This is a genomic window from Clostridium sp. FS41 (assembly GCF_000954015.1).
Lineage (GTDB): Bacteria > Bacillota > Clostridia > Lachnospirales > Lachnospiraceae > Enterocloster > Enterocloster citroniae.
In genome coordinates, this window is sequence record NZ_JYHN01000066.1 from 1 (window position 1) to 22561 (window position 22561).

37 protein-coding genes are annotated in these 22561 nt (G+C 44.0%); 4 read left to right on the forward strand and 33 right to left on the reverse strand.

The genetic code is table 11. From position 1 onward, the window contains the following. Positions 1-68: 68 nt before the first annotated feature. The 24 genes from CLFS41_RS19335 to CLFS41_RS19435 all read right to left on the reverse strand — a co-directional run bounded on the left by CLFS41_RS19335 (position 69) and on the right by CLFS41_RS19435 (position 10236). Positions 69-536 carry a hypothetical protein gene (locus CLFS41_RS19335; RefSeq protein WP_152649056.1) on the reverse strand — a complete coding sequence of 156 codons (468 nt, stop codon included), beginning with the start codon at positions 534-536 and terminating at the stop codon, positions 69-71. 270 nt (positions 537-806) lie between these two features. After that, on the reverse strand, positions 807-995 hold the full coding sequence (locus CLFS41_RS19340) for a hypothetical protein (RefSeq protein WP_045091234.1): 189 nt from the start codon (positions 993-995) through the stop codon (positions 807-809). Between the two features lie 42 nt (positions 996-1037). Continuing rightward, entirely contained in the window at positions 1038-1208 is a 171-nt protein-coding gene (locus CLFS41_RS30140) for a hypothetical protein (protein WP_161797497.1), read from the reverse strand. A gap of 26 nt (positions 1209-1234) precedes the next feature. Continuing rightward, positions 1235-1471 carry a hypothetical protein gene (locus tag CLFS41_RS29860; RefSeq protein WP_152649057.1) on the reverse strand — a complete coding sequence of 79 codons (237 nt, stop codon included), beginning with the start codon at positions 1469-1471 and terminating at the stop codon, positions 1235-1237. Positions 1472-1507: 36 nt separating this feature from the next. Then, entirely contained in the window at positions 1508-2050 is a 543-nt protein-coding gene (locus CLFS41_RS30815) for a DUF551 domain-containing protein (protein ID WP_242856896.1), read from the reverse strand. After that, complete coding sequence (locus CLFS41_RS30145) at positions 1989-2246, reverse strand: hypothetical protein (protein WP_161797498.1); 258 nt, start codon at positions 2244-2246, stop codon at positions 1989-1991. The genes CLFS41_RS30815 and CLFS41_RS30145 overlap by 62 nt, the downstream gene beginning before the upstream one ends. A 25-nt stretch (positions 2247-2271) precedes the next feature. Continuing rightward, positions 2272-2589: a hypothetical protein gene (locus CLFS41_RS19350; protein ID WP_045093208.1), complete on the reverse strand. Its 318-nt coding sequence runs from the start codon at positions 2587-2589 to the stop codon at positions 2272-2274. Positions 2590-2624: 35 nt separating this feature from the next. Beyond that, the gene (locus CLFS41_RS19355; protein ID WP_045093209.1) at positions 2625-3164 is read right to left on the reverse strand and encodes a helix-turn-helix domain-containing protein; all 540 of its coding nucleotides are present in this window, start codon (positions 3162-3164) and stop codon (positions 2625-2627) included. A 16-nt stretch (positions 3165-3180) separates the two neighbouring features. Further along, positions 3181-3417, reverse strand: a complete 237-nt coding sequence (locus CLFS41_RS19360; RefSeq protein WP_045093210.1) for a hypothetical protein — start codon at positions 3415-3417, stop codon at positions 3181-3183. After that, on the reverse strand, positions 3410-3958 hold the full coding sequence (locus CLFS41_RS19365) for a replicative helicase loader/inhibitor (protein ID WP_045093211.1): 549 nt from the start codon (positions 3956-3958) through the stop codon (positions 3410-3412). Before CLFS41_RS19365 ends, CLFS41_RS19360 begins: the two co-directional genes overlap by 8 nt. Then, complete coding sequence (locus tag CLFS41_RS29115) at positions 3955-4800, reverse strand: hypothetical protein (RefSeq protein WP_152649058.1); 846 nt, start codon at positions 4798-4800, stop codon at positions 3955-3957. The genes CLFS41_RS19365 and CLFS41_RS29115 overlap by 4 nt, the downstream gene beginning before the upstream one ends. A 13-nt stretch (positions 4801-4813) precedes the next feature. Beyond that, the gene (locus CLFS41_RS19380; RefSeq protein ID WP_045093212.1) at positions 4814-5209 is read right to left on the reverse strand and encodes a hypothetical protein; all 396 of its coding nucleotides are present in this window, start codon (positions 5207-5209) and stop codon (positions 4814-4816) included. Between the two features lie 136 nt (positions 5210-5345). Then, on the reverse strand, positions 5346-6068 hold the full coding sequence (locus tag CLFS41_RS19385; protein WP_045093213.1) for a hypothetical protein: 723 nt from the start codon (positions 6066-6068) through the stop codon (positions 5346-5348). Positions 6069-6084: 16 nt separating this feature from the next. Further along, on the reverse strand, positions 6085-6537 hold the full coding sequence (locus tag CLFS41_RS19390; protein ID WP_045093214.1) for a hypothetical protein: 453 nt from the start codon (positions 6535-6537) through the stop codon (positions 6085-6087). Continuing rightward, positions 6537-6752 (reverse strand): hypothetical protein, encoded by a 216-nt coding sequence (locus tag CLFS41_RS19395; RefSeq protein WP_045093215.1) that lies wholly within the window; start codon positions 6750-6752, stop codon positions 6537-6539. The genes CLFS41_RS19390 and CLFS41_RS19395 overlap by 1 nt, the downstream gene beginning before the upstream one ends. Positions 6753-6761: 9 nt before the next feature. Continuing rightward, positions 6762-7073, reverse strand: a complete 312-nt coding sequence (locus CLFS41_RS19400) for a hypothetical protein (protein WP_045093216.1) — start codon at positions 7071-7073, stop codon at positions 6762-6764. Further along, complete coding sequence (locus CLFS41_RS19405; protein WP_045093217.1) at positions 7073-7894, reverse strand: PD-(D/E)XK nuclease-like domain-containing protein; 822 nt, start codon at positions 7892-7894, stop codon at positions 7073-7075. Before CLFS41_RS19405 ends, CLFS41_RS19400 begins: the two co-directional genes overlap by 1 nt. Further along, positions 7887-8546 (reverse strand): recombinase RecT, encoded by a 660-nt coding sequence (locus CLFS41_RS19410; RefSeq protein ID WP_152649059.1) that lies wholly within the window; start codon positions 8544-8546, stop codon positions 7887-7889. The genes CLFS41_RS19405 and CLFS41_RS19410 overlap by 8 nt, the downstream gene beginning before the upstream one ends. After that, positions 8533-8811 (reverse strand): hypothetical protein, encoded by a 279-nt coding sequence (locus CLFS41_RS19415; protein ID WP_052665820.1) that lies wholly within the window; start codon positions 8809-8811, stop codon positions 8533-8535. Before CLFS41_RS19415 ends, CLFS41_RS19410 begins: the two co-directional genes overlap by 14 nt. Next, positions 8795-8968, reverse strand: a complete 174-nt coding sequence (locus tag CLFS41_RS30150; RefSeq protein WP_161797499.1) for a hypothetical protein — start codon at positions 8966-8968, stop codon at positions 8795-8797. The genes CLFS41_RS19415 and CLFS41_RS30150 overlap by 17 nt, the downstream gene beginning before the upstream one ends. Beyond that, complete coding sequence (locus tag CLFS41_RS19420) at positions 8965-9174, reverse strand: hypothetical protein (protein WP_045093218.1); 210 nt, start codon at positions 9172-9174, stop codon at positions 8965-8967. Before CLFS41_RS19420 ends, CLFS41_RS30150 begins: the two co-directional genes overlap by 4 nt. A 221-nt stretch (positions 9175-9395) precedes the next feature. After that, positions 9396-9620, reverse strand: coding sequence for a cold shock domain-containing protein (locus tag CLFS41_RS19425; RefSeq protein WP_045093219.1), 225 nt, complete (start codon positions 9618-9620; stop codon positions 9396-9398). Positions 9621-9657: 37 nt separating this feature from the next. Further along, on the reverse strand, positions 9658-9861 hold the full coding sequence (locus CLFS41_RS19430) for a hypothetical protein (protein WP_045093220.1): 204 nt from the start codon (positions 9859-9861) through the stop codon (positions 9658-9660). Positions 9862-9954: 93 nt separating this feature from the next. After that, positions 9955-10236, reverse strand: a complete 282-nt coding sequence (locus CLFS41_RS19435; RefSeq protein WP_045093221.1) for a hypothetical protein — start codon at positions 10234-10236, stop codon at positions 9955-9957. Positions 10237-10651: 415 nt separating this feature from the next. Here CLFS41_RS19435 and CLFS41_RS29540 point away from each other — a divergent pair, with 415 nt between their 5' ends. The 3 genes from CLFS41_RS29540 to CLFS41_RS19455 are packed head-to-tail and all read left to right on the forward strand — an operon-like array spanning position 10652 to position 12954. Then, a complete protein-coding gene (locus CLFS41_RS29540; protein WP_082082647.1) occupies positions 10652-10987 on the forward strand; it encodes a helix-turn-helix transcriptional regulator in 336 nt (111 codons plus the stop codon). Between the two features lie 2 nt (positions 10988-10989). Further along, a complete protein-coding gene (locus CLFS41_RS19450) occupies positions 10990-11679 on the forward strand; it encodes an ImmA/IrrE family metallo-endopeptidase (protein WP_045093223.1) in 690 nt (229 codons plus the stop codon). A gap of 39 nt (positions 11680-11718) precedes the next feature. Further along, complete coding sequence (locus tag CLFS41_RS19455) at positions 11719-12954, forward strand: site-specific integrase (RefSeq protein ID WP_347468669.1); 1236 nt, start codon at positions 11719-11721, stop codon at positions 12952-12954. Positions 12955-13213: 259 nt separating this feature from the next. Here CLFS41_RS19455 and CLFS41_RS19460 read toward each other — a convergent pair whose 3' ends face one another. The 7 genes from CLFS41_RS19460 to CLFS41_RS19490 form a co-directional block, all read right to left on the reverse strand. Then, positions 13214-14125 (reverse strand): AEC family transporter, encoded by a 912-nt coding sequence (locus CLFS41_RS19460; RefSeq protein ID WP_007860584.1) that lies wholly within the window; start codon positions 14123-14125, stop codon positions 13214-13216. Positions 14126-14418: 293 nt separating this feature from the next. After that, on the reverse strand, positions 14419-15726 hold the full coding sequence (locus CLFS41_RS19465; RefSeq protein WP_007860585.1) for a TRAP transporter large permease: 1308 nt from the start codon (positions 15724-15726) through the stop codon (positions 14419-14421). 3 nt (positions 15727-15729) lie between these two features. Continuing rightward, positions 15730-16227 carry a TRAP transporter small permease gene (locus tag CLFS41_RS19470; protein ID WP_007860586.1) on the reverse strand — a complete coding sequence of 166 codons (498 nt, stop codon included), beginning with the start codon at positions 16225-16227 and terminating at the stop codon, positions 15730-15732. A gap of 1 nt (position 16228) precedes the next feature. Next, positions 16229-17239 (reverse strand): TRAP transporter substrate-binding protein, encoded by a 1011-nt coding sequence (locus tag CLFS41_RS19475; RefSeq protein WP_007860587.1) that lies wholly within the window; start codon positions 17237-17239, stop codon positions 16229-16231. 252 nt (positions 17240-17491) lie between these two features. Continuing rightward, on the reverse strand, positions 17492-18460 hold the full coding sequence (locus CLFS41_RS19480) for a response regulator (protein WP_007860589.1): 969 nt from the start codon (positions 18458-18460) through the stop codon (positions 17492-17494). Next, entirely contained in the window at positions 18457-19929 is a 1473-nt protein-coding gene (locus CLFS41_RS19485) for a histidine kinase (protein ID WP_052665822.1), read from the reverse strand. Before CLFS41_RS19485 ends, CLFS41_RS19480 begins: the two co-directional genes overlap by 4 nt. A gap of 202 nt (positions 19930-20131) precedes the next feature. Continuing rightward, positions 20132-20350: a helix-turn-helix transcriptional regulator gene (locus CLFS41_RS19490; RefSeq protein ID WP_007860593.1), complete on the reverse strand. Its 219-nt coding sequence runs from the start codon at positions 20348-20350 to the stop codon at positions 20132-20134. A gap of 179 nt (positions 20351-20529) precedes the next feature. Between CLFS41_RS19490 and CLFS41_RS19495 the strand changes: the two genes are divergently transcribed. Continuing rightward, entirely contained in the window at positions 20530-20754 is a 225-nt protein-coding gene (locus CLFS41_RS19495) for a hypothetical protein (protein ID WP_007860594.1), read from the forward strand. 131 nt (positions 20755-20885) lie between these two features. Here CLFS41_RS19495 and CLFS41_RS19500 read toward each other — a convergent pair whose 3' ends face one another. Beyond that, positions 20886-21593 (reverse strand): GntR family transcriptional regulator, encoded by a 708-nt coding sequence (locus tag CLFS41_RS19500; protein WP_045093224.1) that lies wholly within the window; start codon positions 21591-21593, stop codon positions 20886-20888. A 96-nt stretch (positions 21594-21689) separates the two neighbouring features. Further along, entirely contained in the window at positions 21690-22496 is an 807-nt protein-coding gene (locus CLFS41_RS19505; RefSeq protein WP_007860599.1) for a gluconate 5-dehydrogenase, read from the reverse strand. Positions 22497-22561: the final 65 nt, after the last annotated feature.

Below are 22561 nucleotides of genomic sequence, written 5' to 3' on the forward strand. Positions count from 1 at the left end.
CCAGATATCTTTTCCCGGCCGGGGCTTCCGCCTCCTTTCAGTTATTTATTTAAATATTAATTTTACGATTACAATCCTATTCTGATTATTATTCCTTTCTCCCACATTTGCTCGGCTTCTTTTTCAGCTTTTTTGTAAGCTTCATCGCTGCCGTCATACTTCTGTTCTGCGATTGCCTCAACAAGTTTTTCGCTGTCATCATCTTTAAATATGACAGCATTCTCATCGTCCCACTCATTTATGGCATATTCTCTAATTTCCACGGATTCAATACGTCCAAGCCAATAGCCATTGTCTCCGCCAAGGACCTCGTAGTAGGTCACTGGAACTATTTGCATAGATGGATTTTCTTTCACTAATTCAATTAGTTTATAATTCTTCATGAACGATATGGCCTCATCTTCTGTCTCGGTTTCGATTAGATTGTTACCATAAACTAAGGCTCCATCTTTGTCCCATTGTCCTGCCCAGTTTATAGGACGGACATAATATTTCCCATCTTCTGTTCTGCCTTTTATAAGCTGCTCCATTGTCACCCTTTCCTCCGGTTCTCCCGAAAATTCTAAGTTAACGTCAGATGTTTACTTGCTCAACACCTTTCATAATCCTTTTTATACAATCCTCGCATAAATGATGTGTTTTAGTTCCATATGGTCTGGTAGGAATCGTAACACTGTAAATTTTATATATCGGTTTATGAAATTCCGAACTATTTCTAAAATTCGGTGCCCCACATACACAATACGCATGTTCTTTTATCAATTCCACTTCTGGATATAACATACTTTAATTTCCTCCACTAAATTCTAATCTTGCATCTTAGCAAAACGCTCAATATCAGTTACGCGGCATTTAAAAGCTAAAGTGCCGTCTCTATCATATAATGTCAAAAAATTTGCCTCATCTTCGATATCAACGTTGGAAAAATAGAATTCATTGCAATCAATTCCCTTTGCATAACATTCATGAGTCTTTACATATACGCTTTTATACATAATTTTTGTAACCTCCTTTTAAAATGTTAATACTGCTGATTATCAGTTTACCGAAAAATGCCAGCCACTCCGCGGACGGTCTGGAAAATCTCTCCGAATAAGCCTATATGCCTTGTCGATGGATTCTTTTTTGTCATCAGCTTCAACTATTTTTGTTCCTCTGTAGACTTCCCACATTCCCGGCTTGCTCTCATAGTGCACTGTGTATTTCATAATTTCCTCCGGTTCTTCCAGAAATGTTAATTTTCATTGATTCGATAACATTTAAGCTTTCTCTCTGTAACGTTATATTCAAAATTTACTGCAACACCTTCTCGATGCCATGCTCCAACTAAAAACGGTACGTCTGCCCAGCATCCTATAGTTTCACATTTTATAATTCCGTATGAATCAATCTCTGGACAGTACACAGGTTCACCTGCCATACATCTCAGTTCTTGCTGAGTGAGTGGATCCTTAATCATTGTTTTTCTCATGATTTTCACCTCACATAAACTTTAATACTGCTGATCTCAGTTTTGATTATCTGGTAATGGCATCCAGGCAATGATATCATCATGAGTAATCCCCGTTGGAGTTATGTGCCAACTTTGTCCATTAGTACCATACCAAGCTACCAAAATCCACCTATCACCCGTACATACCAAGACATCCTCACGACCTTCTGGCATCCGCTCCGCTACCGGGATCCATCCGGTAAGCATCTTGCCATTCATGATTTCTTCTGGTGTCAATCCGGTGTCCTCATACCTCATAAGCGCTTCCCTAACATCAGCCAATGCCCACATAAGACGGTATACCAATGCAGTGCGTCCATTTGGGTCATTGATATCATATTGCAGGTCGTCCATCAGAACCTCTGCAAGGTCCCCATCATCATCTGGCAGTTTACTTACACCCTCTGCCTGGCCAAATCTACGGATAAAATCCCTTAGATCCATGTCTGAATCATAATCCCGATACCATGCCCATCTGTCCTTTTGGTACATGCAATTATGTGCCAGTTCTGTCATGTTCATTTCTTTGGCTGGTTTTTCTGTTGTCATTCTTTTCATTCCTCTGCCTCCTTACAATAGCCGCACAGCCCTTTACTAATTCCTCTTTTTCGGATAAGGTGATAGCCTCAATCATATAGGCAAACGAAATTTGACCGCGAATCCATGGCAAGTCTGCTCTATAGATAGGCTCCTCTGAACACCAATGGTCAACAAGGTTAAAAATTGTTTCCCTGACACGCTTTTTATTCATCATGGCTGATCCTCCTCTAAATCTGTGTTTACCGCTTCTGGCCTTCCAGGATGCAGTCCAACGCCAGCCTTGCAAAGATATTGGTTTCCTTTTCCGCCTCGGCATATTCTTTTTGAGCGGCCTCTACCCTGTCTCCAAGCGCATCGTCTATGTAGCCATCTTTCTTCCACATCTCGGCGAGCGCGTACCATTCGCGTCTCTTTCTCTCCTCTTCGTCCCGACATGCCTTATAATTCTCATAGAATCTTTCCGCAGTCTTTTTATCCGTCCCCATATTTTCCTCCTGTATCGCAAATAATTCTATTTGTCCATCACATTCGTAATGGTCAAATACCTCTAATCCCATGGTTCCCGCTCTCCGCTAAAATGGGCATTTTCAGTTTACTTCATACCACTACATATTCTCTGCACAGTAGTCTGACTAGCTCCAATCTTCATGGCTATTTCCTTCAGAGTAAATCCTTGTTCTCTCAATTTAATTATTTCTGGATAGCACGGCCTACGTTTCCTAGTATGTATGCTTATAATCTGTGTCACCGTAGAATACGAATAACCAGTTTCTTCAGAAATTCTCATTCTACTGATGCCCGATTTATATAACTCCATAATAATTCTAGAACGTTCTCTTTCGTCTGCTGCCTTCCTATTACGTTTTCCTGACCTCCCAGGTTTCTTGGAAATTAAAAGTTCTGGCCAAGTTAGACTTCTATGCATTTTTCCGGCTTCTAAGGTCACAAAGTATTTGTAAATTCCGCTGATTTCCATCTCTGTTTTTACAACCTTCAATCCACTGATTCCATCATCCCTTGGAACCTTCTCTGAATATTTTACTTTATCACCTATATGGATGGTTTTCTTGAAGGCATCCATTTCTTCCTTTGTGATTGGATTTCCTGACATTTTTCCGCTTCCCACATTCATAGCAACACCTCATTTCTCACAGCTTATATTCATAAAAATCCACATCCTCAACAAACCAGTCATCCCCAGCTCTGTACATTCTCATGCAGTCGATCTGCAAATCTGTGCACCCTTTCCACATCGGATTGACCATCAACATACTTCGCATGTACTGTCTCCGAAGGATAACTTCTTCCGGGGTCATCTCCAAGCCCATATGCGTTTCCACATCTACCCGGTGCCTTGCAAGCTTTGCTGCATACCTTTCATCCATTTGGAGGCTCCTTCATAGTGAGTGCGCAGACAGCCTGGGATATTTTTTGTTCCAATAAGGCGGCCTTTTCATTCCTCACCGACAACGGAAGTGCATTTTCTTTTTTCTGCCGTTCCATCTTCACTTTGTAGTTATCCCGAAAGAATGCACGTTCTGCCATGATATTTTCACTTTGACATAGATTTTGCCATCCGATGTTTCTCACAACACTTTTGCACGGTTCTGGAAAGCTGTCCAATGCCTCAGATTCCCTCATATAGCCGTATGTTCGTATTGCCCTGATTACTGTCCCCCACGCCTCATCTACATCCATCGTTACCGTTGTGAGTGTTTCTGTGGCCGCTTGGCGTATCTCAGCAACCGTTGGCGGAAACTTGTTGGTTACGGCATGCTGCTTAAGGGCACTCATTGCCGCTGGGAAAGGAAGATCGCCCAACAAATCATACCACCAGTCCATGGCATCCTTGGATGACAGTAGGTTGTCCTTGGGGTATGCTACTTTTACCCGGTCTGCAAATACAGCAAATTCCTTTCTCGTCATTGTTCTTCACCCTCCATTGCCCAGTCATACATCATTTCACGGCACTGACGTTGCTTGTCCGCTACTACATTGACGGACTCATTTCGGGAAGCAAACCTATCGTTGTTGTAATTGCCATCAAGAACCTTTGCCATATTGGCATCACAGATTAGCCAGTCAAATGTGGCTGCCCAGTTCTTACGGTTTTTACCCTTCAGGAAATCGCTCCTCTCAGCTATATCAAACAACTGTCGGAAATCATCCACCGTGTATCCACTGTTTAATCGTGCTCTCAAAGCAGCGGTTCTCTTGTTAGACAGCTTTGTGACCCGGGGGTACGATTTGCAGAGCGAATTGTACAGAGTAATTATCTCCTGATAATTACGATAATCTTTTTTATTCCCTTCTTCTCTTTCTTCAGGTTCTTCCCTTATTTCTTTATTCCCTTCTTCTATTGTTGTTAACTGCCTGTTAATAGCTTGTGGATTGCTTGTGAACTGATTGTTATCTGATTGTGAACTGCCTGTGGTTTCAGTGTGTTCCTGCGTGTGGATACATTGATACTGACAGTAGTTTTTTATTGTAAATACAGTGTATTTATTGTGTGAACTGCTTGTGATTTCGCCTGTTGACTTTAGATGTGAAATGGCTGTTCGCGCTTCGTTGATTGTTAGCCCGGTTTCCAGCGATAATATTGCCAATGATGATACAAATGCCCCCCTCGGAACATCTATACCCTTGAACCTACCATCTTTCCAGTTGGCCTTTATCAACATGTGCAGAAAAAGGACCTTGGTATTCAAGTCTTTATACCATTCCCATTCCATTATCTTTCGGCTGATAATGATATAATCTCCTGCCACATTCATCCCCTCATCATAATTCCTCAATTACCACCTCAACCCATGGTTCCTTGTCAGTGTAATAAAATTCATGGGTGGTGTTTTTGACCCAGTCAGGCCCATCATCTGGTATCACCTTGCATTGCTGCAGGGCATCCTGAATAACTTTATCTGCCAGACTAAATATGTTCATGAAATCCCTGCGTTGCCCCTTACGCGGCTCATAGAATCTGTAGTGGAGAATGATAGGCCTATTGACTTTTAACCGCCTTAATTGCAGCCTGATTGCGTTTGATGCAACCATCATGTAATCCCGTTTCATCTTTCCACCATTCTTCGGATTCTTTCCGCATTCGTGAAGATAATCATTTAAGCTTGGGAAGGTCTTGTCTCCATAGAACCTGCCACGTATAACAAATTTATGTTCCATTATCCATCTCCTCGGGAGGAAGGGCAGCCGGTCAGGAACTGCCCCTCATGTCCAACCAATGGCAAATACTGTGACATATCTGGTAAAGATTGGACAAGTGCATTAACCATCTATGTAAAGGCTCTAGCCTATACAACTAAGAAATAATAATAAACCTTCCATACCCTTTAAGCTGTTCTTTCAAATACTCTTTGATAGACGCTGTTGCATGGTTCTTCCACTCTCCTCCATCAGCCTCGAATATCGCACACTGGACGCCTTCATACTTATCTGATTTCATTCGGAAGATAAAATCACTAGCAGGCTGCCGGACTTCTTGAAATGTCCTGTATGGCCTTAAGCGTACCGGATTAGGCACTTTTGCGTCTGTCTTAGATGAGATTCCGCTTTTAACAGTGGCCTTTTGAGTGACCCCATCATCTCCGTATTCAGCCACAGTTCCATCTTCAACCGTTCCAGCAAATTTCAATACCAACGCCCGATCTGTATCGGAATCATCCATAAATTTGGATTGCAGACCAATACAGAAGTTCTCATGCTCTATAAACTTTCCAAACGGAAACATTGGCACCTGGGCATTTACAACTACCATGTTTTCCCTGATTCTTTCATTGTCAAGCTGGGAATACAGTGCTACCTTAGTGGGATTCATAACATGAACAATCATCTTATCCGCCATAGGATCAATGTTACCTTTTATGTAATCCACAAGACTGGTGAGGGTATTCATTTCTATTTCCTGGGCCTTAGGATTAAATGTAATACGCGTTAACTCCTTATCAGAATATGTCTGGTTTCCAATCTCAGTAATCACCGGTGCCTTTAATCCTACAATGTACTGTAATGCCTCTTTAATCATAGTCCTTATCCTCCTCTTAAGCCTGCCTTATGGCCCTAAAATCAACTACAACGTTCTTTTCAACTGTTGGTTCTTCTAAAACCTCACCGGTACTGGTATCTATTGTCTTTCCATCAACAACTGCTTTTCCAGCCTTCTCCTGCACTGCATTCCAGTCATTAAGGGACATCTGACCCTTAACCTGTTTTCCGTATTCTTCTGCATAAACCTCTCCGGTATCTAAATCAGTTCCAATTGACATCCGGGTAACAATGGGGCTAGAATGTGCCAGTTTCTTCTCAACTACCACATCTACTGCTGTATCATCCCGATCTTCGTTTTGCTGGAATGAAATCTTGATTGTAATTCCTCTCTTATTTTTCCATGGTGTATTCGGATCCTGCATATTCTGTAGTACCTCATCCATTGCTCGGTCTACCTTTTCCTGCAGGGCACCACCTGCAAATGTTTCCAGATTTACCTTTGACATTAGTCTTCTCCTCCCTCGTACTTTGCATTCTTATTGGCAAACCCCGGTAACCTCAATTTCTGTAAAGTATTTGCCATCTTTTCAGCCAAGCTTATCCCAGGTGCCTTCTTAACACGCTTAGCATAAGCTCTATTCTCAAAATTCCTATAAATACTATCCGCTCCATTGTGATATGAATAGTGACTACGCTGCATATGTTTAACTCTTCCTGACATGTTCTCCTCCTATAAATAATTTATTTTGTATCGCCGCATAAATGCCGCTTTGGCTTCCTCCAGGCTATGACCTTGTGCGCAATAATTCCGTTCAAAAATAGCCTGTCCCAACATTCTTGACAATTTTTCTGCTGCCGGATTATCATGTATACGCTCTAACAAACTTCCCATATTATGGTTCTTGTTGCAGGACGGAATAATCAATCCATCCTGATCAGCCAGTACGCGAAGGGAATTTCCAAAAATCAAATGATGATCACATTCCTTTAGGCCACCGCAAAAGAAACAGATTGTATCATATTCTGTTACAGTACTTTTCATTAGACATCTCCTGTCAATTCTGAAAAATGAATAGGCTTATCCAGTACCTTTGTGAACTTGCAGTAATCGCACAGTTCACAGCGTATAGGTTCTATCTCGCCTGATTTAAGCATCTGAATCTTAGGAGCATTGGCCTTGACAGCCTCCAGGCATTCCCTGAGCCGCATATCATCTACGTAGATTACAGCAATGTCCGTTACCTTGCCTTTATCTGCAGCACATATGTATGTAGGTAACCGCTCTCCTGTATTCTGATAATAGATTTCCTGGTAGATTGCAAGCTGAATATCATATCCCCAATATGTGATAAAATCCATATGGCCATAATCCCTTACCCAAAACTGTTTTGATAGGTCTTGCATCACCTTCAGATCAACAATACATTTCCCTCGATGCAAGCTATCCATTTTGATTTTGAAGGGTACACCAGCAATCTCGCCGGTCATAATTACTTGTTTCTCTCCGCTCATATATGCGGAGAATAGGGTATCTTTCTCGCAACGCCGGTATATCTGCTCTGCTTTTATAAATTCCGCCTTTAACTGGCCCTTGCGTTCTCCTCGGGATACAAACAATTCTGGATGTTCTTCCTGAAACTGCTCTATCGTACCCTCGTACCGGGCATCCACATATGATCCAATAAGCATATCTATGGATGTTTCAAATTCCCAATCACCTCGTAGCTGCGCCAACATAGTAGCCTCACAACCAGGACGGCCAATACAGCCTATCGCCTGTTTATATTGACTGGCAGAGCAGAATAGCTGATTTGTCTCAGGTAAATAATAGTTTTCCTGGCTTAATATAAACCCCTTATTCATGTGCAGTATCTCCCAATACATTTATTGCTTCTATTCGTTGAGGCTTGTGATTCATATCTTCTGCCTCACCTTCTGTGGCAAATCCATTTAGTTCGTTTGGACAATACATCCTTGCAAAAAAAGTTGCAGCCCTATATCCCAACATCTGTTCTGGCATGTTTTTCCACTTAGTATTACTGATCCATCCCTCTGATTTAACCATCTGCATTGTAATTTCAGTTCCTTCAATCCGCTTTCCATCAGATATCCGAGTTGCAACCACCTTGCAACTTCTTGAATCAGTTCCTTTTTCTCCAGAATACACATAATCAACGTCACGAAACTTTCCACATCCCTGAATAATCATCATGCACCCTTGACCACTCCAGCTAGGGACCCCCTTTACTACATATAAGTTCTGCATGACCATTAGAGGACTAACCCCCATCCTATTGGCTTGTTCAAGTGCAATTACGCAGTTCATTGGTTTTCCCTTATATGTTGCCGGAATCATATCAGACTGTGAAATTAGCTGTGCCATTTTGAAAATATTGTTAAACTGATCTGTATCCGAGAATGGATTAGTTGCTAAAGCCGTACGCTTTACTGTGGAAACCACGTTTTCTGATTTATTCTCTTCTTGTAATAATGCTTGCTTTTCATTCTCTGCCATTTAAAACCTCATCTTCCTTTACATAACGATATCCGGGAACCCTTAAGGCTCTTGGAAATCCGGGATCATCTGTTTCCAGTTTTCCTTCCTTAATCAGCTGCTTCACATGGCTGTGTACGGAGCTGGTTGATTTGAGCCCAACTCCATCCCCAATTTCTTTTACGGTGGGTGAATACCCATGTTGGATAATATATCTGGTTATGAAATCCATGATTTTCTTTCTAACTTGGATTCCGTGATATATTGTTTCATTGCCCAGTATCATCTCCATCCTCCCTTATGTAGTTCCCAGAAAAGAACCATTCAACGAAAGCCTGTTTGTCTTCTGGCGGTTCATTCCGCATTGCATTAAGTGCAAATTCAAACGCATCCTTTTCCTCAATCACAAATCCTGCCCTATGTCCTATACCTACATACTTCATACGCAAGGAAGCGCCTCATTACTTGGGTCAAACGCTTTCGGATTATAATTTGTGTGTTCAAAGCCTGTGATCGTTTCAAAATCAGAACGGTACATAGCGTTATTTTCCGGGCGGCTGAAGTGCCGGTCTAAAATATCTAGCTTTATCTTTGATTCAAGTAAAGATTGGTACTCTTCTTGACTTAACGAAATTCTCATATCATGCATTTACAAAATCCTCCTTCTTGTGCTATACTTATATTGAGTAAATATCCTAGCGCCGAAGAGAAGTTGCAGCTTCCTTGGCGCATTTTTTATTTCAACAACGAGATAAGACAATTTCCGATTGCAATAATAAATGTAATAGCCCAGCTTAAACAGATCATGAAATCCTTTGTCCTGTCTTGTTGCTTTAATTCGCGATATTTTCCTTTCCAATATGAATCCATTTATCTATCCCCCCTTTCCAAAATATTAATAGCCTGCACACCTTTATGAACATTAGTTATATCAAACAAAACTTTCTGACCAGGATAAGTTGTTTTAAAGCCATCTTTAAGCAAGTTGGTATAATGGAAAAAATAATCTTGTCCATTTTCTGCCGTGATATATCCATATCCCTTCTTTTTGTCAAACCATTTAACATGACCCAAGACATTTTCTTGTAATGCCAATTTAACCACCTCCCCTTCACATTTTTGTTAAAAAGTACTACTGTAAATCTATATTTACTTTTCCAATGTGCTTATCCAGTTTTGGACGATATATGTGGAACTCATCTTGCTTTTTACCAGTCTTTTCCTTGGGAATATAGTCCCCTATATCAAAAAGACCTCTCCTCATATGTTCCCTTACCGCCTGCTTTGACATTCCCAGTTCCTTTGCAGCATCGGATACTTTTACCCGCTCGCACATTTGTTCCTTCCTTTCTATTAATTTATTGCCCCTACCTATTGACACCTGTTGCTGATAGGGGTACAATAACCGTATTAGAACATATGTTTGTTTTTAATTAACTATTCTATAGGTCCACACATTAGCGAACACTTTAAAATGCTCAAAAAGTTCCTCAGCTTGTTCAATAGTTGTAACCAATTGTGTGACTTTTGCTTGTCTCCCTGTAAGTTGGGAATACAAAGCCATTGCCATCGAATTACATGCAGTATACAATCCCCAGAGGTGTCGATTATTTTTAACCTCAAGTTCCATGACATAAGATTCACACTTTTTACGGTAGTAACTGTGTGGCATCACAATATTGGGTGAATCATCAATGATGTAAATTTTCATTTATAATTACCTCCTTTGAGCGATCTTCTAAAAGTTTTTCAATTGGAACGCCGAAATAATCAGCAACCTTTTGGACCCTCCAGATACCCGGCTCATTGTCATTCCATTTGCATATACTACTTCTTGGGAATTTGAGAATTCGTTCTAACTGCGAAATCGAAATACCAGCAGATTCACAAAGGACTTTAATGTTACTATATAGCATTTTATCACCTCCTTATTTTGTTGCGCAAAATTTTGAGGTTCCCATTGACATTATGCGTAAAATATTCTACAATTAGAAGTACCACCAACTAATATAGAGTATACGCGATGAATATGGCATATCGCAAAATCTTGCGCAATTCATATCTTTATTATACACAAGATTTTACGTATGTCAAGTATTAATTGCGCAAAATTTTGAGGTATAACAATGGGACTGTATGAAAACATTCGAGATATAGCCAAATCAAAAGGGTATTCAGTTAATAAACTGGAATTGGAATTGGGATTTGCAAGAAGCTCCATCAACAAATTTAATAAGAATAGACCCAGCGTGGAGAAGCTACAGCAAATTGCGGACCTTCTTGATGTTAGTGTTGACTATTTAATGACAGGAAAAGAGGAACCAGAAAAAAACAAAAATCCTTATAGCAATTTGAAGGGCATATACCTGTCTTACGCCAAGGAAGCCCAAGACAGTGGAATCGACCCGGATGATATTCGTCTCGCTCTTGATACTATAAGGAGGTTAAGGGGAGAGAAATAGGATTGGATCAGAATTACAAATTAGAACTATACAAAAATGTTATACGGGTCAAACGTTTTATGGGATTCAAAGATTTCCAATGTGGAATAAACCTTGTAAAAACGTTTGAGTCTACCGGTGTAAAAGTGGAAGTTCTACCTTTTAAAACACCTGGTTTGCGTGGCATGGCAGCAATAGGAAAAAATCCACATCCAGATGTAATACTATTAAACAGCGCACGAACATTCAGAGAGCAAAATTTTGATTGTGGACATGAAGCAATGCATCTAGCATTGCATCGGCACACAGGACGATCTACATTCAATTGTTTTAATGAAGTGGCGGCACCCAATCAGGATCCGTTCCTTGAATGGCAAGCAAATGAAGGAGCAGCGGAATTTCTTATGCCATTTAGGGAGTTTATACCAATGCTATACGATCTAGTCAGAAAGCATCCTGATCAGGTAGCTATAGAAGATTTTGTCAATATAGCTTGTGATACATACCTTGTTCCTAAAGCAGCAGTGAAATATAGGATAGAAAACCTAAAATACGAAATCCTACAATACTATGCTGGAATAAAGCTGGAAGATATAAAAATTTTGTCAAAAAAACAGCAAGAAAAACAAGGACTGCGTGCGGAATCTTTCATTGATATATTTGATCATATAAATGAAAAAAGCCACCCCTGTAGGCGCAGGAATGACTTTTAACATAATACTCTTACTGGGTTCGCTCCCAGAAGATATATTTTGCTTCGCAACCAAATTATATCATTTATGGAGCGTTCTGACAAGGGGCGTATTTTTTATGCCCAAAAAGAAAGGAATGATGTAATGGCCAAACGTACTAAATATCCCAAACTTCCCAACGGATTTGGAACAATACGTTATCTGGGCAAGAACCGGCGTAACCCCTATGCAGTTCATCCACCAACGCCTGAATTCACTAAGGATGGGGTTCCCTTACGTCCAGCCGCCCTCTGTTACGTAGATGCATGGATAAAGGGATTCACGATCTTAGTGGCTCTGAAAGGGGGAACATACTACCCTGGCTATGAATGTACTCTGGATATAGAAGATAGCGAGGATCTAAAAGGCCTCTCTCAAAAGATTCTGGCTGATTACAATCGTTTCAAGAGACCTGATGAGGCAGACAAAGGTAGGACCTTCGAGGAAGTATATAGAGACTGGTATGATTACAAATTTGTACGTGATAAAAGTAGGACCTATTCCCCTCATACCTTGAATGCAACAAGGGGGGCATTTAAACGCTGCAAGACATTACATGATAAGGAATTCCGAAAAGTTACCTATGACGACTTACAAAAAGTCATTGACGATAGCCCCCTTAAGTATGCTAGTTTGGAGCAAGTAATCAATCTCCTTCATCAAATGTATGCCTATGCAAAGATATACCATATAACAGATGAGGACTGTTCACTTTATCTCAAAATAAATAAACCAGATGAGGAAGAACATGGAGTTCCATTCACTAATGATGAACTGCTAACACTATGGAAAAATCAAGATGATGAAGATGTGGAATTCCTGCTGATTATGTGTTACTCTGGATTTCGGATATCCGCCTATAAAAATATGGAAGTTAATCTGGAAGAAAATTACTTTCGTGGAGGTGTCAAAAACAAATATAGCAAGAACCGTATCGTCCCCATCCATAAAGGCATCCTGCCTCTCGTTAAACGCCGACTAGAGCGAGATGGTTCTTTGCTCACTAGCGACCAAACCTTCCGTAAGCACTTGGATGAAAGAGATCTTCTGAATCAACTTGGTATATCACATCATACGCCTCATGACTGCCGGCATACATTTTCCAAACTCTGTGAAGACTTTAAGGTAAATGAAAACGATCGCAAACGCATGTTAGGACACTCCTTCGGAAACGATATCACCAATAAGACATATGGACACCGTAGCCTATCAGATTTGCAAAAACAGATACAAAAAATCAAAATTCCAAAGATCTGATTTGTGACTAATTTGTGACTAACCGCCCCAGTTTCTTCTAAATCCTTCCCAATTATTTACAACTCTTTCAAGAGCCAAAAAGCCGGGAACCCTTGTATTTAAAGGAAAAAATCCAGGCCCACCGCGCCATTGCGATGGGCCTGAAAAAAAGGGGAGGATAAGTATTAATTACTTTATCTTTCAGGTATACTCATATTATCACCCGATCCAATTAGAATATACACTCCCCATAAAATTTTTTGCAAACAATAAAAAACAGCTATAATATCATCAGCAGCGTTCCGGTGATCAAAACCACACTGATAATGATGGAGAGTGAATTCACCGCACTGGACAGGCCTATATCCCCCTTTAGTTCTGCTGTGTAGGCGGGAGAAGAGGAGGCAATGGGGCTTAATGCCAAGATGGTCAGCGCCTGCCTGTATTCCAGCGCAAAGGGCAGCAGAAAATAAAATGCCAATGCCAGGGCTATGGATATGGAATACCGTATTCCCAATATCTTCACGATCCGCCCCAGCTGGCTTCTGTCCCCTGTCATCTTAAATCCCACACCCAGCATCAACATTGCCATAAAGGCATTTGCATTGGCAATGATCCCGGTAAAAGACACCACCGGGGACGGCAGTGAAAGGTGGAGCAGTGAAAGAATTGTCATCAGCAGATACGCGTCAAAAGGAACGGATGTGAGAAGGGATTTTATGACCGGCCTGATACTGAATCCGCTTTTGCCTCCCTTTGCCATGGATGCAATGCTGTAGGAACCGCCCAGGCAAACCAGGGCATTACCGGAATCAAACAGACTGGTTGCCACCACTCCCAATGGCCCCAGGAATCCCTGCGCAAAAGGCAGAGTGAAATTCCCTATATTGTATCCGGACATATTTATTATATGAAACGCTCTTTCCTCTCCGCTTTTCCCAATGCTTATGAGAAACGCCATGGTCACAAAGATCACGCCGCCGCCCAGTCCCAGCAGGCTTAGAAGAAGCATGGAGGGCTTCATATCAATCCCTGAAAAATTTGAAATGATCGCAGCGGGAAGCGTGATCTTTAATACAATTTTTGACAATACATAAAAATCTTCTTCCTTAAAAAAACCCCTGCGCCTCAGCACATAACCCACCACGATTATGGCCACAAAAGACGCTGCCTTTATCAGTATTTCCGTCATTTTCCTATCCTCATCTGTCTGAATATTGAAACATACGTTATGTACTATAACAGAATTCAGCCCGGACTACAACCTGTTTTCCCTAACATTTTCACCTGGGCTCTAATCCTTCCCTCACTTATGAGAGGCGGGGTGGATATGTTACAAGAAAACTGCCGCTGCCGCTGCACACAATGTATGCATAAACCGCGGCAGCGGCACTCTCCATTCCCTCATCTATAAGATCTTTCCATCTATAAAGATTCTGTCATCTGCACAATTTCTACCTCTTGCATATTACACCGGCTCACCCATTACACGTATCCCAGCAGCCCCGGAAGCCACATGGACAGGATAGGTACATAGGATACAAGTAACAGCACCACAAAGATGGCTGCAAAATAAAGGAGCAGCGGCTTTATTACATTCTCAATCTTTGTCTTTCCAACCTTAACGCCTACAAACAGCGTGGTCCCCACCGGAGGTGTGATTGTACCGATACAAAGGTTAAATATCATCATAATACCAAAGTGTACGGTGTTCATCCCCAATGCCTGACAGATGGGCAGGAAGATGGGCGTGAAGATCAGGCAGGCAGGAGTCATGTCCATGAAAGTGCCGATGATCAACAGCAGGATATTGATGATAAACAGGATCACATACCTGTTATCACTGATCCCAAGCATGGCCTCGGACACTGCGCTTGGTATGCCGGTAAATGCCATAACCCAGCTCATGATGCTGGACACACCGATCAGGAAAATGATAATACCTGTCATCTCCGCACTGTCCAGAAAAATCTTTGGCAGTTCAGACAGCTTGATGGATTTATAAAAAAACAGGGACAGGATCAGGCTGTACACAACTGCCACCACGCTTCCCTCGGTTGCGGTAAAGATACCGCTGATAATACCGCCTATCACGATCACGATCATCAAAAGGCAGGGAATAGCCTGGAAAAATACCTTTACCTTTTCACTGGAACTGTATTTAATAGTGCTGCGGTACCCTTTTTTCTTTGCAAAATAAAAGATAACCGCCATACATGCCAATCCCCAAAGGATTCCCGGAATATATCCCGCCATAAACAGAGCCGCCACAGAGGTACCTCCGCTGACCAGTGAATACGTGATCATTACATTGCTGGGAGGGATCAGAAGACCGGTGGGCGCCGTGGCTATATTGGCCGCCGCGGAGAAGTCCCTGTCATATCCCTCCTCCTCCTCGATAGGCCCGATAATGGAGCCCATGGCAGATGCCGCCGCTGTACCGGAACCGGAAATAGCTCCAAAAAGCATATTGGCAACCGCATTGGTATGTGCCAGTGCGCCGGGGATACTGCCGGTGAAAAGTTTTGCAAAATTAATGAGACGGATGGCGATCCCGCCCTTGTTCATGATATTTCCGGCCAGGATAAAAAATGGAATGGCTAAAAGGCTGAACACGGAAATACCGGAAAATATCCGCTGTGCGCCCGTAAGCACGGCCGCCCCTGTATTCAGGACAGGGAGGATCGCACAAATGGATGACACTGCCAGGGCAACCGCAATGGGAACGCCGGCTAAAAGCATTACAACTAAAAGTACCAGAATGATCAGTCCGCAGACTACTGCTATATTCATCTCTTACGCCTCCTCCTTTCCGCTAAAGTCCCTGTGCATCATATCCGCCGCGTTCATCAGGCTGAACAGCATGATAAGCAGGCCGGTCACAGGCACGATCACATAGATGTAACCCATGGGTACACGAAGAGACGCCGTGGTCTGGATCATGGTCAGCTTTGTAATGGAAATACCTCCATACACCATTACAACACCGGCAAATGCAAATGTGAGCAGATCAATGGCAATCTCAAGACATTTCCTTGCCGGACCAGTGATCTTATCTGCCAGGAATCCCATGCGCATATGGTCCCTTTTTCCAAATACATAAGCGGAGGCAAGCAAAGCCATCCAGGTAAAGGAATAAGTTAAAAGCTCCTCTGAAACAGTGCTGGGGCGGTTAAAGAAATATCTGGTTACGATCTGATAGGTGCCGATCACGGTCATCATGGCAAACAGGCATATGATTACAATACCCAGGATCCGCATAATACCGGCTCTTACTTTATGCATGCCTTCCATCCTACTGTCCTCCCTTTGCTTTTTCATTTGCTTCCTGAATGTGCTGATACAGGTCTACGATCTTTGGATTTTCCTTTTGCATGGTCTCATGGAGAGGAAGGACCTTCTGCTTAAACGCATCCACATCCACGTCTATGAACTCCACTCCCATGTCGTTTACGGCAATGTTCTTTGCCTCCTCAATGCTCTTATCCCACTCGTCCATTTCCACCTGGGTGGACAGGGCTGCCGCATCCTTGAATATCTCATATTCCTCAGGGCTTAAGCTTTCCAGGAATTTAAGGTTGGCTACCAGCATGTCCGGAACCATCTGATGCTTATTGTAGGCATAATACTTTGCAACCTCACCGTGCTTGTTGTTGGTAAGGGCCAGCTCATTGTTCTCAGCCCCATCGATCACTCCCTGCTGGATGGCGGTGTATACCTCACCAAATCCCATGGGAGCAGCGGCTGCGCCAAATGCATTTACCATGGCAACGCTGGCAGGGCTCTGCTGAACCCTGATCTTTTTGCCCTTTAGGTCATCCGGCGTATGGATGGGCGTTTTTGCATAAAAATTTCTGGTGCCTGCATTATACCATGTCACCACCCTGAATCCCGCCTCGTCCGTGGACTCATACACCTGTTCCATATAATCCGTATCCTGCATCACCGACTTATACACTTCCTCTGAATCAAACAGGTACGGCATACTGAAAATTTCATACACACTTGCAAATGTCTCCAGATTGGCTGTTCCAGCCACCACAAAATCAATGGCCCCTGTCTGAGTCAGCTCTATGGCCTTCTGAGCAGATCCAAGGATCTCGTTGGGGAAGATCTGAACCTCATACTTATCTCCCAGGCGTTCTTCCACATATTCCTTAAATGCCAGCAGCCCCAGATGCTCCGGATGTGTTTCCGACTGTGCATGGGAGATACGGATGATCCGCTTCCCGGATGTCACAGAGCCACAGCCCGTAAGGCCGGCAGCTACCACAGCTGCCAGCATACCTGCTGCCAGTTTCTTCATGAATTTCCTCACCATTTCCCATTCCTTTCCCTTTATACGGTAAAAATCCTTTGTTATTATTCTGGACTGAAATCCTCCATCTCATACTGCATAAAAATAACCCCTGCAGCTGTACAATCCAGAACACATTAAGGTGTTGGCGCCTTCCTTAACACTTTCTTAATTATATAGCCCGGGGCATTTTATTTGTACCGTAAAAGTTTGTCATTGGGGGAGAAGATTTTGTCATTTTCTTAACACAAGGATAAATCTTTATTCCCCGGACGGCCCGGATGGCAGGCTGTCCCTGTACTCTGAGGGAATGACCCCTGTGATCCGCTTAAACACCTTTGCAAAATAATTGGAATCATAATATCCCACCTGAAGACTTACATCCTTGACACTTGCATTCCTGTTCCTTAAAAGTTTCTTTGCCTCGCTGATACGGAAATTTGTAAGATAGGAAGTAAAATTCTGGTCAAAACACTGTTTAAACAGCTTACAGAAATAGGCATCCGAATAATTCATGACCCTGGCCGCATCCTGCATGGATATTTCCTTCATATAATTGTTCCGTATATATTCCCGCATGGTTTCCGCGGTCTGAGCCATACGACCGGCTCCGCCTTCTTCCTCCCCATGGTCCATGGGAAGGTTCTGCCCGCCGGCATGATCACCAGGCACCCCTCCGGACAACCCGACAGCGGCTCCGCCGGACGACCTGCCAACTGACGCACCTGCTGCTCCGCCTGCCACCCCGCCAGCTGACTCACCAGCTGACTCACCAGCTGCTCCCCCACCAGCCCTGCCAGCCTCCATCATCTGCTTCTGTCCCTCCCTGCGGTCAGTCAGCCGCATGGCTTCTTCCATAACAGAGACCAGTTCCTCCTCATCACAGGGTTTTAACAGGTAGTCCAGGGCGCGGATGACAATGGCCCTCTTAGCATAGGCAAAATCATCATAGGCGGTGAGGAATATGATGATACAGTCCTCATCCATGGACCGGATCCGCTCCGCGGCCTCCACCCCATTCATCTCCGGCATGGAAATATCCATAATCACGATCTGGCTCTGTTCCCTTCCAAATACCTCCAGCGCCTCTGCTCCATTGACTGCCTCACTGATATCCAGGCTGTCCCCAAAATGCCGGTTCAGCCGTTTGGCAAGGGCCATCCGCTCAATCTGCTCATCATCAGCCAATAATATACGATACCTGCTCATGCTCTCATCCTTTCCATTCACTTAAGCGCCTCTCCCGTAAAAGCCATCTGCACTACAGTACCGCAGCCCTTCCTGCTGTACAGGAACACCTCCCCGTCCTGGTACATTCCATGGACCCTTCGGTAAATATTCCCAAGTCCTACTCCGGTGGCCTTCTCATCCCCCTGCTTCAATGCTTCCTGAATCTCCACAAGGCGTTCTTCATCGATTCCAATGCCTGTATCCGCCACCGAGATCCACAGCCTCCTTCCCCTCATCCAGGAGCGTATATGGATCCTCCCGCCCTGGCTTCCAGGTGATATACCGTGTATGATGGCATTTTCCACCAGGGGCTGAAGGGCAAAGGATGGCACCAGCACTTCCAAGGTGTCGGGCCGGCAGTCATAGCTGCAGCTAAGCCTCTGCCCAAACCGCATCCTCTGTAGATACATGTAATCCTGCACCACCTTCAGCTCACGCTCCAGAGGCATCACCGAGTCGGTGGATTTAAGATTGTAGCGGAACAAACGGCTGAGGGCGGTTATCATCTTTTCCGTGGCGCCTGCGTCCTCAATCTGGGCCGTACTGGCGATCATGTTCAGCGTGTTAAAAAGGAAGTGGGGATTGATCTGGTTTTTCAGCATCTGGAGCCGCACGGCGTCCAGCTGTTTCTCCGCCTCATGCTTTTCTGTCAGGGCAGCGATATATCCTTTGGTGGATGCTTTCATGGTACAGAAGGCCCTGACCAGACTTGCTATCTCGTCATCCCCCTCTGCCTGTATATCCGGCCCTGAGAAATCATTTTCCCCTATACGCCATGAATCCTCGGCCAGTTCCACCACAGGACGCACAATACTGCGGCTGACCGATTGTTTTAACCACCTCAGCATCAAAAGAGCTGCCGCCCCCCAGAGAATACTGATTATGGGAACCATCACCAGCAAAGGCTGCTGCCTCTGATAACTCTCATTCCCCATCTCCACGGTCATCTGCTCCAGTCTGGCCGCGTGGGTGCCCAGATATCCCTGAACACGGTAAATGGTGTAAAGACGTTCCAGATAATCCTGATCGTCCTCATCCATCTCAAGGAACTCATCCCTTGCCCTGGCATAGTTCTCATATAGATTGGAAATGGACCAGGTTCCCGCATACCGCTCGGCCCCGATCTTACCATAATCAAACGGCAGGGACCGAAGAGCCGACACAGCCCCATTCCTAGCCGTCTCAAATTTCATCCTGTTTTCTTCATTCCCGTCATTCACCAGGGACACAAAGGCATTGCTCTCCTCCGACATAGCGGACCAGAATGACAGGGTCTGGGAATTATTCCTAAGAACCGAACTGAATTCCCGCATTCCAAATCCCGCCACCAGAATATTGGCTGCTATGGACAGAATCACCACTGCGGCTGCAGAACGTGAAATATAGCGCACCTTCTGCTCCAGGGAGCAGGATAGCCACATCCTGCCAAAGTATCCCGGACTTTTTCCTTTTCCATGCCCTGTATCCATGCCCTGCCTCCTGTCCTTACATTTTATTCAATTCCTGAAAATATTTTATACTAGTTTTCTCCTTTTTGGAAGACGCAATCCCAAAATAAACATATTATTATAAAACCGGGAACAGAAAAAATCCCCTGCATCCGCAAGTCACACGACCTGCCTGCCGGGGATAGCTATATCCATCCAACCATATCCAGTTTCAGACACCCTTCTACAGCTTCTGGTCCTGATCAGAAGCCACATATACCGCAATATCCTCTATATCACAATTCAATATCCTGCACAGGTCGTTCACTGTCTTCATGGATACGTCCTTGTTATGCTTCAGTCTGTGTAGGGTACTGTCAGACACATGGTGGCGTTTTGTCAGGGTATACCAGTTTTCTTCTGAACGTTCCAGTGTCTTCCAAAATGGCGTATAATCTATCATTCCAAACTCCTGTATTCGCGTAAGTCCCGGCGTCTTGCTGCGGCACCAGCTGACAATCCGCTTGATAGATTAAGCATAAAATAGATTTAGGATATTGAATATCTTCGCAATTACGAATATACTATAGGAGATAGGATGTATAAACTGACAAAATCAGACATTGAAAGGCAGAATCAATCATGAACTACTTTACCAAAGAACGCATTGAAAAACTGGCAGAGGATCAGGAGGTGGCCAGACGGCTTCTGGAATTTGCATCCATGGACGGAGCAGCCTTCTTTGAGGAAGTCCGCTCCCATCTCTCCCCTGAAGATCTGGAGGATTATCTAAAGGAAAATCCGGATGAAAGAAAATATTATAACAGTTCTGAACAGCGGAAAAATGGGGGCAAAAGCGGGCGTTAAGCTTGCTTATTGGTCTGTTTGCACCCATTTTCACATCGGATGGACATCTGATGCTTCTTGACCGGCTTTTCCGGTCAAGAAGATAAGCCGGCCTGAACTGTTACAAAATATTCATAAAATAAAACGGCCTGTCATATGACAAACCGTCCTTCTTCTGGTTCTTCTTCAAAATAATCTTTGTAATCCACTTCTATGGAATGGCGCATGCGCTTCATACTGTAATACAGGTGTTCCTTGAGGGATTCCTCCAGCCCCTTTTCATCTCCCTGGGAGATCAGCTGAAACAATTCCTCATGTTCCCCTATGATGCGTTCAAAATCCGTCTCCGTTATAAAATCCAGCATACGGAACCTGGTGTAATGGAGCTGCTGGGCCTGAAGCATTTCCCAAAGCTTCTGGCGCTTCACTGCCCAGAACCAGATGGAGTGCATCTGCGCATCCATATGATAAAACTGTTCAGGTTCAAATCCGGGTTCCTGGGTCAAAGCCTTCTGCTGGGCAATGGCATGCCGGATGTCCTCCATGACCATGGGTGTGCGGACCTGGGTAAAATCCCTGAGTACCATGGTTTCCACCGCTACCCGCATATAGATCATCTGCTTGATATTATCCAGGCTTAAAAGAGTGACATAAGTCCCCCTGTAGGGAACGGTCTCCACAAAGCCCTGTTCCTGCAAAAGCCTGAGGGCATCCCTCACAGGAGTCCTGGACACGCCAAAGCGGTCACATATATCATTTTCACTGATCATCTGTCCAGGCTTAAGCCTCAGATCCAGGATTTCCCGCTTCAGGGTCTCAAATACAAGCTCTCCGCGGTTCTTAAAATTCTCTTCTCCCATGGTGTCACCCCCATACAGTTATCCGTCACTGATCCGATGCCTCCAGGAAATCCTGACCTGGAGGCACCTCTTTGGGGATACTTCCCCAATTTTCTATTATTTAGGCTGCTTTCCGATATATGCCAGAATACCGCCGTCCACGTATAATACCAGACCGTTCACAAAATTAGATGCCTCGGAAGCCAGGAATACAGCTGGTCCGCCCAGGTCCTCTGCCTCGCCCCAGCGGCCGGCTGGAGTCTTGGCAATAATGAACTGGTCAAATGGATGTCTGGACCCGTCAGGCTGGATCTCACGAAGAGGCGCGGTCTGAGGAGTGGCAATATAGCCGGGTCCAATGCCGTTGCACTGGATATTGTACTCGCCGTATTCGGAAGCAATGTTCTTAGTAAGCATCTTTAATCCGCCCTTGGCTGCCGCATAAGCGGAAACAGTCTCACGGCCCAGCTCACTCATCATGGAACAGATATTGATGATCTTGCCATGGCCCTTCTTGATCATGCTGGGGATAACTGCCTTTGATACAATAAATGGAGCATTGAGATCCACATCGATCACCTGTCTGAACTCGGCAGCCGACATGTCACACATGGGGATCCTCTTAATGATCCCTGCGTTATTGACCAGGATATCGATCACGCCCACTTCCTTCTCAATTACGGATACCAGTTCATTCACAGCATCTTCGTTGGTGACATCACACACATAGCCGTGTGCTTCGATTCCCTCTTCCTTGTATGCTGCCACGCCCTTGTCCACCAGCTCCTGCTTGATATCGTTAAAAACAATGGTTGCACCGGCTCCTGCCATGGCCTTTGCAATGGCAAAACCGATTCCGTAGGATGCGCCTGTAATCAGGGCAATCTTACCTTCCAGTGAAAAATTCTGTAAATATTCGTTCATTTCCTTATCCTCCTAAAACCTGTGATATGTTCTGCATCTACTCGTTCTGCATCTGCCTGATTCTT